Source organism: Sorangium aterium (genome assembly GCF_028368935.1).
Lineage (GTDB): Bacteria > Myxococcota_A > Polyangia > Polyangiales > Polyangiaceae > Sorangium > Sorangium atrum.
In genome coordinates this window covers 629,818-643,360 of the sequence record NZ_JAQNDK010000004.1, presented here as the reverse complement: position 1 = coordinate 643,360, position 13,543 = coordinate 629,818, and the positions used below count along the sequence as shown (strand labels likewise).

Annotated in this window: 7 protein-coding genes; 3 read left to right on the top strand and 4 right to left on the bottom strand. The window is 72.6% G+C overall.

Annotated features, from left to right (window positions below):
• Positions 1-59: 59 nt before the first annotated feature.
• A complete protein-coding gene (locus tag POL72_RS33840; protein ID WP_272100914.1) occupies positions 60-5,489 on the bottom strand; it encodes a type I polyketide synthase in 5,430 nt (1,809 codons plus the stop codon).
• On the bottom strand, positions 5,476-10,698 hold the full coding sequence (locus POL72_RS33835; protein ID WP_272100913.1) for a non-ribosomal peptide synthetase: 5,223 nt from the start codon (positions 10,696-10,698) through the stop codon (positions 5,476-5,478). The genes POL72_RS33840 and POL72_RS33835 overlap by 14 nt, the downstream gene beginning before the upstream one ends.
• Positions 10,699-11,291: 593 nt before the next feature.
• On the opposite strand from POL72_RS33835, the gene POL72_RS33830 reads away from it, so the two are divergent.
• Both POL72_RS33830 and POL72_RS33825 read left to right on the top strand, forming a co-directional pair.
• Positions 11,292-11,468, top strand: a complete 177-nt coding sequence (locus POL72_RS33830) for a hypothetical protein (RefSeq protein ID WP_272100912.1) — start codon at positions 11,292-11,294, stop codon at positions 11,466-11,468.
• The gene (locus POL72_RS33825) at positions 11,458-11,814 is read left to right on the top strand and encodes a transposase (protein WP_272100911.1); all 357 of its coding nucleotides are present in this window, start codon (positions 11,458-11,460) and stop codon (positions 11,812-11,814) included. The genes POL72_RS33830 and POL72_RS33825 overlap by 11 nt, the downstream gene beginning before the upstream one ends.
• Before the next feature lie 3 nt (positions 11,815-11,817).
• Here POL72_RS33825 and POL72_RS51935 read toward each other — a convergent pair whose 3' ends face one another.
• Positions 11,818-12,312, bottom strand: a complete 495-nt coding sequence (locus tag POL72_RS51935) for a transposase (protein WP_373372289.1) — start codon at positions 12,310-12,312, stop codon at positions 11,818-11,820.
• 71 nt (positions 12,313-12,383) lie between these two features.
• On the opposite strand from POL72_RS51935, the gene POL72_RS33820 reads away from it, so the two are divergent.
• On the top strand, positions 12,384-12,521 hold the full coding sequence (locus POL72_RS33820) for a hypothetical protein (RefSeq protein WP_272100910.1): 138 nt from the start codon (positions 12,384-12,386) through the stop codon (positions 12,519-12,521).
• 320 nt (positions 12,522-12,841) lie between these two features.
• Here POL72_RS33820 and POL72_RS33815 read toward each other — a convergent pair whose 3' ends face one another.
• A complete protein-coding gene (locus POL72_RS33815) occupies positions 12,842-12,991 on the bottom strand; it encodes a hypothetical protein (RefSeq protein WP_272100909.1) in 150 nt (49 codons plus the stop codon).
• Positions 12,992-13,543 lie beyond the last annotated feature (552 nt).

Below are 13,543 nucleotides of genomic sequence, written 5' to 3'. Positions count from 1 at the left end.
GCGCGGGGGCGTCGCCGCTCCACACCCATGGTAAAGAGCCCGCCGGCCGGGCGTCAACATCAGCCCTGATGTCCCGCCGTCTCGAGGACCGCGCGCAGATGATCGGCCATGACTTGCACGTTCGGCGGCAAATTCATGGTGATGTGATTGCCAGGGACCTCGTGGACAGTTAGCTGGCCCTGGATCAAATCGAGCCATCCCCGCGCCGGGTTGTTCACGGTCATGGCGTCGCGCTCGCTCGCCTCGAAGAAGAGCACGTCACCCGGGTAGGGGCGGGGGACATAGCGCAGCATCGCCTGCAGGTTGGCGGTGACGATCTTGCGGAACGTGGCGAGCTCCTGGAGCGCCAGCTTCGGGAACATCCGGGAGACACCCTTCTTGCGCTGGAGCACGTGGAGCAGCTGCTCGTCCGGGGAGAGGTGCCGGATCTCCTCCGCGGGGACGGGGAGACTCGCATCGCCGCTGATCAGGTAGGCGAGGCGCTCGGGGGTGTCGAGATCCTCGGGGAACACCGCCGAGGGCGCGGGCGTGTCGATCATCATGAGAAGCGCGACGCGCTCGCCCCCGGAGATGAGCTGGTGCGCCATCTCGAAGGCGACGACCCCGCCGAAGGACGACCCGCCGAGCACGTAGGGGCCCTCCGGCTGGATGTGCCGCCGTACCGCCTCGAGGTAGCGCGCGGCCATCTCCTCGACGCGGGTCAAGGGCGGCGCCTTGCCTTCGATGCCCTGCGCCTGCAGCCCGTACACGGGCTGCGCCGGGTCCAGGCAGGTGGCGAGATCGTGGTAGAAGTAAACGTGCCCTCCGACCGGGTGCATCAGGAAGAGCGGCCGCCCGGTGCCGGGCTTGATCCGCACGAGCGACGCGGGCAAGAGGCGCGCGGGAGAGCGCCTCGACAGCGAGGTGGATGAGGGCGAGTCGGACTGCGCGATGAGCTCGGCCAGGGCCGCCACGGTCGGCGCGTTGAGCAGGCTGTGGCCGGGGAGATCCATGTTCACGACGCTGCGCAGCCGGGAGATGAGCTGGACGGCGAGCAGCGAGTCGCCGCCGAGCGCGAAGAAGTCGTCGTGGACGCCGATCCGCTCGATGCCGAACAGCTTCTCCCACGTCTCGGCGACGGCGCGCTCCAGCGGATCGCGCGGCGCCACGTAGGCCGTGCCGAGGTCGGGCCGCGGGTGGACCGATCTCGGGATGCCCTCGGACTCGACGTCCCGCGAGGGCGGCGCGATCGAGCTGGCCGAGGGGCGCTGCTTAGCCTGCGCTTCCCGCTTCAGGACCAGGACGTGGGGCGTGGGGCTCGTGAGGACGCGCATCCAGGCGTCGAGCGCCTCGTCGCGCGAGATCCCCTCCTCCGCGGCGGCCGCGCCGCCCTCGCTCGAGTCGGCCGCGGGCTCGGGATCCTTGCCGCGCGAGGCGTCCTGCCGCTGCCACGGGTCCCACTCGATCGCGATCGTGAGCGGGCCGTCACCGGCGGCCCGCCGCTGCGCGAAGGCGCCGAGGAAGGCGGTCGCGGCGCACTGGCCCGCGAGGCCCGCCCCGCGGGCGCCCGCGGTCCGCGCGGCGCACAGCGCGACGAAATCGGGCCGGAGGCCCCGGAGCGACTCGTCGAGGACGAGCGCGCCGTCGAGCTTCGGGGCGAGGAGCGCCTCGCCCTCCTCGCGCGTCATGCGCTGGAGGGGCACGGCGCGGCGGGCGCCCGCCGCGTGGATCACGCCGTCGATCCGCCCGAAGCGCTGGAGCCCCTCGGCCACCGCGCGCTGCATGTCGTCGAGCCGCGTGACGTCGGCCGTCACGAGCAGCACCTCGGCGCCCAGCCGCTCCATCTCGAGCACCGCGCCGATCTTGCGGCGTAGCGCGTCGAAGGCGCCCGCGCCGGCGAGGCCGTCCCAGGCCTCCCGGGGCGGGAGCGCCGTCCGGCCCGCGAGCACGAGCTTCGCGCGCGCGACCTTCGCGAGGTGCTCCGCGAGGGCGGAGCCGACGGCCCCGAGCCCGCCGGCGATCAGGTAGACGCCGCCCTCCCGGAGGCGCGGCGGCAGGCCCTCGGCGCGGTCCATGCGCGCGGGCTCGAAGATCCGGACCCAGCGCTCCCCGTTCCGGTAGGCGATGACGGGCTCGGTCTGCTCCAGCGTGACCTCGGCGAGGAGCTGGTCGATGAGCCTCGCCTCCTGCAGCGTCCGCGGCTCCGGCAGGTCGATGTCGACGCTGATGCACGAGACGTTCGGGTACGCCCTGGGGATGGCCTCGCACGGGCCGAGCAGCGTGGCCTTCTCGGGGCAGAGCACGGCCGCGTCGGTCACCTTCTGCATGTGGCTCGTCACGACGCCGAGCCGCACCTCGTCGCGAATCCCCGCGTCGCCGATCCCCTGGGCCAGCGCGACGAGGCTGGCGAACCCGAGGCGCTGGGCCTCCGCGAGGCGGCCGGCGTCGAGCGGCGCGCGCGCGGGCTTGGTCACGCCCCACAGGAACATGATGCGCGAGGGGGACACGCCCGCCGCGCGCAGCGCGCCGAAGAGGGACGCGTGGTCCGCGCGGCTCGCGGGGGCGACGGTGAACTCGCCCTCGCCCGTCTCGGCGAAGCCCTCGCCCGGCCGCACGGTGATGACCTTGTAGCCGTCCCGGCGGAGCCGCATCTCCATCCGGGCGCCCAGCCCGTAGCTGTCGGCGAAGACGACGCAGCACTGCGCCCTGGCCGGCCGGGCCGACGCCTTCATCGACCCCGACAGCACCGAGCGCTTCCAGGCCAGGAGGTGGATCAGGCCGGCCGGCTCCGGCGCGCTGCGCGCCGGCCGGCGCGCGGCGCTCGAGGGCGGGTCGATCCAGTACCGCTTCCGCTCGAACGGGTAGGTCGGCAGGGGCACGCGCCGGCGGGGCTCGTGGGTGTAGAAGCCCGACCAGTCGACGCGGACGCCGGAGAGCCAGAGCTGGCCCAGCGTCTCCAGCAGGAACCCGATGTCGGACTGGCGGTGGTGGACGTGCCGGATCGACGAGAGCATCACCCGGCGGGCGCCCCGCGCGGGGTGCTGCTTGGCCAGGGTCGCGAGCACCCGGCCCGGGCCGACCTCGAGCAGGGCGCGCGTCGGATCGGCGAGCACCTCGCCGAGCCCCGCCATGAAGCGCACCGGCTCGCGCACGTGCCTCGCCCAGTACCCGGGGTCCTGCGCGTCGGCCGCGGACAGCCAGGTGCCGGTGACGTTCGACGCGATCGGGATCTTCGGGGCGCTCGGGCGCGCGCGGGCCACGATCGCGGTGAACGACGCGAGCATCGGCTCCATCATCCGGGAGTGGAACGCGTGCGACGTCTGGAGGCGCGTGCACTCCAGCTCGCGCTCGGCGAAGAGCCGGTCGGAGAGCGCCTCGACGGCGTCCTCGGGCCCGGCCACGACGCAGGCGGCCGGCCCGTTGACGGCCGCGAGCGAGAGCGCGCCGCCCCCCTCGTCGAGCAGCGGCTGCACCTCGGCCTCGGGCAGCGGGACCGCGAGCATCGCGCCCGGCGGCATCTCCTGCATCAGCTTGCCCCGCCGGGCGACGATCTTCAGCGCGTCCTCCAGCGAGAAGACGCCCGCGAGGCAGGCCGCGACGTACTCGCCGAGGCTGTGGCCGATCATCGCCGCGGGCCGGATGCCCCACTCCATCCAGAGCGTGGCGAGCGCGTACTCGATCACGAAGAGCGCGGGCTGGGCGAAGCGCGTCTGCTTGAGCAGCTCCGCGGCCGCCGCCTCCCGCCCCGGGGGCGGGTAGATCACCTCGCGGAGATCGAACCCGAGCTCGGGCTGGAGCATGGCCGCGCAGAGATCGACGCCGGCGCAGAACGTGGGCTCCCGCTCGTACAGCTCCCGCGCCATGCCGGCGTACTGCGTGCCCTGCCCCGGGAACATGAGGACGACCGGGCGATCGATGGCCTCCTCGACGTGCGCGAGGACCCGCCGCTCCCCGAGCGTCGACAGCAGGCTCACCGCCTCGTCTGTGTCGTTGCAGACGAGCATGCGCCGGTGCGGGAACGTCTTGCGGCCGACCTGGAGCGTGAACGCGACGTCCGGCAGGCTGACGTCCGGGTGCGCCTTGAGGTACCCGACGAGGTTCTCGGTGATCGTGTCGAGCGCGGTCCTCGTGCGGGCGGAGAGCAGGAGGAGCTGCCAGGACCGCCCGCCGGGCGCCGCCGCCGCGTGGGGCGCCTCCTCGAGGATGGCGTGGGCGTTGGTGCCCCCGATGCCGAACGAGCTCACGCCGGCGCGGCGGGGCCCGTCGCCGGGCTCCCAGTCCGCGAGCGCCGCGTTGACGTAGAACGGGCTGTTCGCGAAGTCGATCTCCGGGTTCGGCGTCTTGAAGTGCAGGCTGGCCGGGATCTGCCGGTGGCGGAGCGCCTGCACGACCTTGATCACGCCGGTGATGCCGGCGGCGACGTCGAGGTGCCCGACGTTCGGCTTGACCGAGCCGAGCGCGCACCAGCCCTTGCGCTGGCCGCGGGACCGGGCGCGGAACGCCCGGGTGAGCGCCGCGACCTCGATGGGATCCCCGAGGCGCGTGCCGGTGCCGTGGGCCTCCACGTAGCTGATCGTCTCGGGATCGGTGTTCGCCATCGCCAGGGCCTGCGCGATGACCTGCGCCTGCCCCTCCACGCCCGGCGCGGTGAACCCGATCTTGCCCGAGCCGTCGTTGTTGACGGCCGAGCCCCGGATCACCGCCTCGATGTGATCGCCGCTGTCGAGGGCGTCCTCGAGCCGGCGCAGCACGATGACGCCCGCGCCGTTGCCGACCACCGTCCCCTGCGCCTCGGCGTCGAACGCGCGGCAGCGCCCGTCGGGCGAGAGGATCATGCCGTGCCGGTACAGGTAACCCGACCGCGTGGGGACGTTGATGGCCACGCCGCCGGCCAGCGCCATGTCGCACTGGTAGGTGAGCAGCGCCTGGCAGGCCATGTGGACGGCCACGAGCGAGGTGGAACAGGCGGTCTGGACCGCGACGCTCGGCCCGCGGAGGTTCAGCTTGTACGAGGTCCGCGTGGGCAGGAAGTCCTTGTCGTTGGCGACGTAGACTTGGTAGTCCATCGCCTTCCTGAGCTCGTGGTTCGGGTAAAGGTTGCTCAGGAAATACGTGTCGTGGCCGCTCGCGCCCGCGTAGACGCCGATGGTCCCCTTGAACGCCTCGGGGTTGTACCCGGCGTGCTCGAGCGCCTCCCACGCGCACTCCAGGAAGAAGCGGTGCTGCGGATCCAGGATCTCGGCCTCTCGCGGGGTCATCCCGAAGAAGGCCGCGTCGAACCACTCCACCTCGTCGAGCACGGCCCGCGCGCGGACGTAGCTCGGGTCCGAGGCCACCTCCGGGGGCACGCCCGCCGCGGCGAGATCCTGATCCGAGAGCGCCGCGATCGACTCGACCCCATCGCGCAGGTTCTGCCAGAAGGCGTCGACGCTCCTCGCGCCCGGGAAGCGGCCGGCCATCCCGATGATCGCGATTTGGTCCTCCGGGACGGGTTGATCAAGCGGATCCATTCTGTCTGCTCTTGGCTGCCTGCTTCTTTCGTTTCAGGATCTCTCGCTGCTTCAGCGCCCGGGCGTCGGCCTCCGAGAGGTCGCTCCCGCCGCCGCTGCCGCTCGCGAGGAACGCGGCGAGATCGGTGACCGTCGGGCGCGCGAACAGATCGACGATGGAGAGATCGCTGCCGAACGACTCCCGGACGCGCTCGTGGAGGCGCATCAGGAGCAGCGAGTGGCCGCCCAGATCGAAGAAGTTGTCCTGCACGCTCACGCGCTCGATGCCGAGGACGTCCTGCCATATCGCGGTGAGCCGCTCCTCGAGCGAGCTCCGCGGCGCCACCAGGGGCGCGCTCTCGGGGCGGAGCTCGACGGGGGCCGGCAGGGCGCGGCGGTCCACCTTGCCGTTGCCCGTGAGGGGCAGCGCGTCGAGCAGCACGATGGCCGAGGGGTGCATGTAGTCGGGCAGCCGCCGCTGCGCGTGATCGCGGATCGCACGCTCGAGCCCGCCGGTCGGATCCGCCATGAACGGGCGCGCGCGGGCCCCGGCTTGCGCGGGCGGCGCCGCGGCCCTGCCGCCGTGCGGGACGACGTACGCCACGAGGCGCCGGTCGCCCGAGCGCGCCGGCTGCGCCACCACGACCACCTCGCGCACGGCCGGGTGCTCGCCGAGGACCACCTCGATCTCGCCGAGCTCGATCCGGTAACCGCGGACCTTGACCTGCTGATCCATGCGGCCGAGGAACTCGAGCTGCCCGTCCGGCATCAGGCGGACGCGATCGCCGGTCCGGTACAGCCGCCCTCCCGGCTCGCCGCCGATGGGATCGTGGATGAACCGCTCCGCGGTGAGCTCCGGCAGATCGAGGTAGCCGCGCGCGAGGCCCTCTCCGCCGATGCAGAGCTCCCCGGGGACGCCGGCCGGGACCTCGTTGAGATCCCGGTCGAGCACGTGCACCCTCGTGCCGGGGATCGGGCTTCCGATGGGCACCGTGTGGCCGACCGGGCGCTCCACCGCGGCGCAGCAGGCGAACGTCGCGGCCTCCGTGGGCCCGTAGCCGTTGATCATCCGGCACCCCGGGAGCTCGGCGAGGACCCGGTTGACGTGCTGCGGGGACAGGACGTCCCCCCCGGCCACGATCTGGCGCAGGCCGCGCAGCGCCGTGATCCGCTCGTCCACGAGGAGGTGGAAGACGCCGGCGGTGAGCCACACCGTGGTCACCCCGTGCTGCCGGATCACGCGATCCAGGTCGTCGAGCGACGCGGGCGCGGGGGGCATGACGACCAGCCGGCCGCCGTTGAGGAGCGCGCCCCAGATCTCGAACTGCGACGTGTCGAAGGAGATCGACGCGAGCTGCAGGAAGACCTCGTCCGGCGCGAAGCGCGCGTACGTCGTGCCCTTGACGAGCCGAGCCACGCCCCGGTGCGGCACGGCCACGCCCTTGGGCCGGCCGGTGGAGCCCGACGTGTACATGACATAGGCGAGTTGGTCCGGCGTCGCCAGCTCCGTCGGGTTGTCGTCGCGCGCCCGGCCGATCTCCTCGGGATCCGCGTCCAGGCAGAGGACGCGCGCGCGGCACCCCGGCAGCACCGCGCCGACGCGCACCTGGGTGAGCATCACGCGGACCCGGGCCTGCTCCAGCATGAACGCGAGGCGCTCGGTGGGGTAGGTCGGATCCAGGGGCACGAAGGCGAGGCCCGCCTTCAGCACGCCGAGGAGCGCGACGATCATCTCGATCGACCGGTACATGCACACGGCCACGCGGTCTTCGGGCGCGAGGGCCCCCTCGTCGGTGCGCGCGAGGGCCCCCTCGTCGGGGCCGGGCGCGGCCCCGGGCCCCGGCGCCCCCGGCGCGCGGAGGCCGAGCAGGGTGTGCGCGAGCTGGTTGGCCCGCCGGTTCAGCTCCCGGTAGGTGAGCGACGTGACGTTGCCCGCGCCGTCGTCGAAGACGACCGCGACGGCCTCGGGAGAGCGCTCGACCTGGGCCTCGAAGAGGCGGTGAATGCACGCGTCCGACCCGGGGCCGGCCGGGGCGGTGCCCCACGCGCGGAGCGCGCTCCGCTCCTCGGGCGTGAGCAGCGGCAGCGCCGAGAGGCGCAGATCGACGTCGCGCGACGCGCCCTCGAGCAGGGCCTCGTAGTGGCCCGCCATCCGCTCGATGGTGCGGGCGTCGAACAGCGCGGTGCTGTACTCGATGCGCCCGATGATGCCGTCCTCGCGCTCGTCGAGCTCCAGCATCAGGTCGAACTTGGACGCGCCCGTGTCCACGTCGAGCTGGCTCAGGGTCCAGCCCGGATCGAGCGCCGGCACGGGCGGCTCCAGCACGAAGGCGACCTGGAACAGCGGGTTCTGGCCGGGGACCCGCTTCGGCTGGAGCGCCTGCACGACGCTGGCGAACGGCACGTCCTGGTGCGAGAGCGCGGCCTGGCTCACCGCCCGCACGCGCCCGAGCAGCTGCCGGAACGTCGGGTCGCCGCGCAGGTCGGTGCGCAGCACGAGCGTGTTCAGGAAGAAGCCGAGGAGGTCCTCGGTCTCCGGCGGGTGGCGGCACGACGCGGACGTGCCCACGACGACCTCGTCCTGCCGCGCGTACCGGTAGAGCATCGCCTTGAAGGCCGAGAGCAGGACCACGAAGAGCGTGACGCCCTGCTCCCTGGCCAGCGCCTTCAGCCGGAGCGTGAGCTCCCGCGACAGGGCGACGCAGTGGCGGGCCCCCGCGAGGCTCGGGGCGGCCGGGCGCGGCCTGTCGATCGGCAGCTCCAGGGTGGGCAGGTCGGCGAGCTGTCGCCTCCAGTAATCGAGCTGCGGCTGGAGGGCGCCGCTCAGCTGCTGCTCCCGCTGCCAGACCGCGTAATCGGCGTAGTGGATCGCGCGCTCGGGCAGCGGCGACGGCCTGCCCACGGCGAACGCCTGGTAGAGCGCGTGGAGCTCCCTCGGGAGCGCGTCGAAGATGGAGACTCCATCCATCAGGATGTGGTGCACCACCACGAACAGCACGTGGTCGGCCTCGTCGAGCCGGACCAGCGTGGCCCGGAACAGCGGGCCGCGGGCGAGATCGAACGGGCGCCGGGCCTCGTCTGTGGCGAGCGCGACGGCGCGCCCCCACCGCGCCTCGGCCGGCAGCGCGGTCAGCTCGACGACCGGCAGATCGAGCGGCGCCGGGGGCAGGATCTGCTGCACGGGCTCGCCGCCGACGACCGCGACGACGCTCCTCAGGATCTCGTGGCGCCTGAGGAGCTCGTCGAGGGCGCGCCCCAGGACCGGGACGTCGAGGGGCCCGCGGAGGCGCAGGGAGAACGGCTCGTTGTAGAACAGCGCGCCCGGGTGGAGCGAGGCGTGGAGCCAGATCTGCCGCTGCCCGTGCGAGAGGGGGATGGGCCGGTCGCGCGGCGCAGGCCGGATGGCCGCGGCGGCCGGGCGCTGCTTCGGCCGGGGGAGCGACTCCACGAGCTCGGCCAGCGCGGCGACCGTGGGGGCGTCGCACAGGCTCTGCAGGGAGAGCTCGACGCCGAGCGCGCGGCGCAGCCGCGACAGCACCCGCGCGGCGAGCAGCGAGTGCGCCCCGAGGTCGAAGACGTCGTCGTGGACGCCGAGGTGCTCGATCCCGAGCGCCTCGGCCCACGCCGCGGCGATCGCCGCCTCGATCTGGTTGCGCGGCGCGAGGGGCTCGCCGTCGCCGCGATCGGGCCGGGCGGCGTCCGGCGGCGGCAGGGCCGCGCGGTCCACCTTCCCGCTGGGGCCGAGCGGCAGCGCGTCGAGCAGCACGAACGTCGACGGGATCATGACCTCGGGGAGGCTCTCGCGGAGGAAGCTGCGCAGCGCGGGCACGACGGCCCGGGGGGCGGCCGGGGGCGCGTCCGGCGCGTCCGGGCGCGCGACGACGTAGGCGACGAGGCGGCCCTCGCTGGCGACGGCCACCGCCGCGCGGACGGCGGGGTGGCGCCCAAGCGCGGCCTCGACCTCGCCGAGCTCGACGCGGTGGCCGCGGATCTTCACCTGCTGGTCGACGCGCCCGAGGAAGGCGAGATCGCCGCCGGGCAGGCGGCGCACCACGTCCCCCGTGCGGTAGAGCCGGGCCTCCGGGGTGGAGCTGAACGGATCGGGGACGAACCGCGCCGCCGTGAGCTCGGGCCGTCCCAGGTAGCTCCGGGCCAGCCCGGGTCCACCGAGGTAGAGCTCGCCGGCCTCGCCGTCCGGGACCGGGCGCATGGCATGGTCGAGCACGTAGCAGCGCGCGTTCCTGATCGGCCGGCCGATGGAGAGGGGCTCGCCGGGGTCCCGAACCGGGTCGAGCCCGTCGGCCATCGTGGCGCACACGGTGAACTCGGTGGGACCGTAGGCGTTGATGAACCTGCGCCCCTGCGCCCAGCGCGCGGCGAGGTCGGCCGGGCAGGTCTCGCCGGCGACGATGAGGGTCCGGAGCGCGGGCAGCGAGCGCTCCGCGCCCTCGGGGAAGGCGGCGAGCGCGGAGGGGGGGAAGGTCGCGATCGACACCTCCTCCGCGCGCATCCGATCGAGCAGCGCGGGCCCGGGGATCATCTCGGCCTGCGCCCCCATCACCAGGGTGCCTCCCCGGGCGAGCGTCATCGCGATCTCCCAGACCGACGCATCGAAGCTGAGGGACGCGAACTGGAGCACGCGGCAGCCCGGCGCCACGTCGAATCGCTCGGCCAGCGCGCGGGTGAGGTTGGTGAGGCCGCGGTGCGTCAGCAGCGTGCCCTTGGGCCTGCCGGTCGAGCCCGACGTGTAGATGACGTAGGCGAGGTCGTCGGGGCCCGTGGTGTCCGGCGGGTCCTCGCCGCTGAAGCCCGCGGTCAGATCGCGATCGCCGTCCAGGAGGACCACGCGCGCCCCGTGGCGCGGCAGCGACGGGAGCAGCCGCGCCTGGGTGAGCAGGACGGGCGCCCCGGCGTCCTCGAGCATGAAGGCGACCCGCTCCCGCGGGTACGCGGGGTCGACAGGGACATAGGCGCCGCCGGCCTTGAGCGCCGCGAGCAGCCCGATGAGCGCCTCCAGGGAGCGCTCGGCGCAGAGCGCGACGAGGACGTCGCGGCCGACGCCCAGGCTCCTCAGGTGGTGCGCGAGCTGGTTCGCGCGGCGATTCAGCTCCTGATAGGTGAGCCGGTCAGGGCCGAAGGATGCGGCCACGACGCCGGGCGTGCGCCCGGCCTGGAGCTCGAACGAGCGGTGAATGCTGGCGTCCTCGGAGCTGAAGTCGTGATAGGTCATCTCGTGTGTGGTGGTAGGAGTCTCTTCAGGGGCAGAACATCAGCCGCCGTGTGCGAGCCCGAGCAGCGACGCGAGGGCGTCACGCATCTCGTTCAGAACCGTCCCAGGAGCACCGGAGTGAGCTCCAGGGCGGCAGCCGGTGACACGGGCGCGCCCCCGACGTTTCAGGGGCGCGGTCGGCACGGATACCATGCTGCATCACGCTGGTACTCACGCTTCGATGGGCGAGTCCATCGACGCCGTGGCAGGGTGACGGTCCACAATTCAAGGCTATTCGCAGCGCAGCCGATTACACACAACCGCGGAATGAAGGTCAAGCGGGACGTACGGCTTTTTTCGGCGTGAAGGGGCATGTGGTCGCGGCGCTGCGTCATGAGGCGATCGCTCCCGGCCGGCAGTCGTGGCCCGCGTGGCCCGCGTGGCCCGCGACGACCGCGCCGGGCTCGCACACCGCGACGGAGCCCGCCGCGAACGAGGCGTCGGGAGCACTCGTAATCAGGTGGTGATCGACGATGTCCCGATTGCCGATCGTACGGGTTTCATGAATCCGCCTGCTCGGCTTCGACTACCCCGTCGGTGTGGACTCGACGACGATGGTCGTCGCCCTCGGTCCCGGCGGGCGCTGGAACAAGACGCCCATGACAGCCGACGAGCTCGCGCGCAAGCTTGGCAAAAAGGCGTTTCGTCGGATCACATGGCGCGAAGGTACGGGCAAGAAGCTCGCGTCGCGGTTCGCCTTGCGACGCGTTCGGCTCGCCAATGACGATTGACGATGGCATCCCGGTCGAGGAGCACGAACCGCTGTGGCTGCTCATCGAGTGGCCGTTCGGCGAAAGCGATCCCTCGAAGTTCGCGGTCACGACGCTGGGGACCAAGATGTCCAAGAAGCAGATCGTACGCCAGTACAAGGAGCGCTACCGAACTGAGCAGGCCTACGAAGAGATGAAGGGCGAGCTGGGGCTCGATCACTTCGAAGGGCGGCGATTCCGAGGCTGGCACCACCATGTTTCCGTCGTCCTGTGCTGTTACGCCTTCATCGTGGCCGAGCGTGATCGGTCTTTTTTTCCCTCGGCAGACGCCGAAGGTCACGCCCACCCGCTCCGCTTCGCGGCCTGAGCGTCACTTCGCCGACTCGCTCGCGACCGTTCGCCGCGCGATCGCTCGCGCCTTGATCGCGTGGCTGCCTCGTTGCCCTGCGTGCCACCGCCCGCCGTTACGCCGCAGCGCGCATTGGTTCGTGTCCGCGCCGCGCTGACACAGTAGTGGTAGGCTCTTCTGGCTTCGCAGGGCGCGGTCCGATGCGCTTGCGCGCCAACGTGGGCGACTCGCCGAGGCGAGCACGCCAGCGTACTTGACGGTGTGAAAGCGCGGCGGCGGAACGCTGGCTGCGAGGCGGCACAAGAGCGAGAGCGGATCCATGTCCACAAGGGCAGTCCCGTCAGCGAAGGCGCGCCTCCGCGACAGCCGCACCAGGCCGTCCTGCTGCGGCTCGACGCGCTCCTTTGCGCTCGGGGGTCGCAGCACGTAACGCAGCAGCGCCTCCCTCGCCGCGGCATGGTGCGCACCGGCGCGCGTCGCTGCGTGCAAGGTGAAGCCATCGAGCGCAGCGCACAGCGGCTTGTCGTACGCGAGCGCGCTCGGACAATACGGCGAGAGCCCGCGGAGCCATTGCGGGGCGACGACGTGTGGCGCGGCTCTCGTCCCGAGACGGCGGAGGCACAGAGCGCTGCCTCGGGCTCGTCATCCTCCTCGACGTCGTGCTCGAGCTCGAGATGCCCGTGCCGCCGGAGGTAACGGAGCATCCGCCCGACGGCGTGCTCTAGGACCTGACCGACCTCGCGCTCGCAGGTGACCGAGTTCGTTCCACACGAGCTCGGTGCCGTCTTCGTGATAAGCCCCGTCGAGGAAGACCACGTGCAGATGCGGATTGAGCCGCATGTCGCCGGACGTGCGTTGCACGTCGGTCACCGCGCCGCTCTTGACCGCGCCGCACGCGCCTCGGCGTGCGGCGCGGTCAGGAGCGCTTCGGCACGCAACCACTGCGCGCGGGCGATCCCAGTAGAGCCCGCGGGCACTGGCGAGCGGCAAGGCTCCGGCAGCGAGTCGACGCGAGAGGCGAGCTCGACGTTCGGCCCAAGCTTGCTCACCCCTCCGGTGCCACCGGCAGCCCGAGCAGCCGACCGATCGCCTCGTGAACGACCCGGACCGCCACCTCATCCCCGAGGGCGACGGCGCGGCTCAGGGTGCTGGCGAGTGAGGCGACCACGGCCGCCCGAGGCGACGGATCGGTCACGGCGAGCTCCCCAGGCCCGGGGCTTGACTCTTGGGCCCGGGTTGGGCCCACGCCTTCCAGGGGGGTGCGATCCGTCGTCACGCCCTCCCAAAATCCCCAGGGATCCGACGAATCGCGACGGTTCGCCCCCGCGGAATCGTCCCGCCAGAGAAACCGGTCGATAGCGAGCGGTCGCTGGAAATAGCAGCGATTTTCGTAGTTTCCGCCTGCTTCGCCGCCGAGGGCGGCTCCGGTGTGGCCCAACGGGGCGCTCTGCGCCGCCGCGTCGCCCGCGGTGAAGGGCTCGCGGCATCACCGGTCCCACCGTACAGCAACCCATAGATGGGCCTTTTGCGGCACCTTGTGAGCCGACTTCTTGCTGCCATCCGGAGCCTGGAACCCCCTCCGGTGGCATCCGTATGCCCATCACCCGGGGCGCCACCCAGCGGGCGCACGCAGGGCGGACCAAGGGCGCGTAGCGGCGACCGGCAGGTAGCGCACCCTTGACGCGCCCGAGTACGCCCGCACCATCGCGTCCGTGGTGGGCGCGCAGCCGCGCAATGATGGCCATCA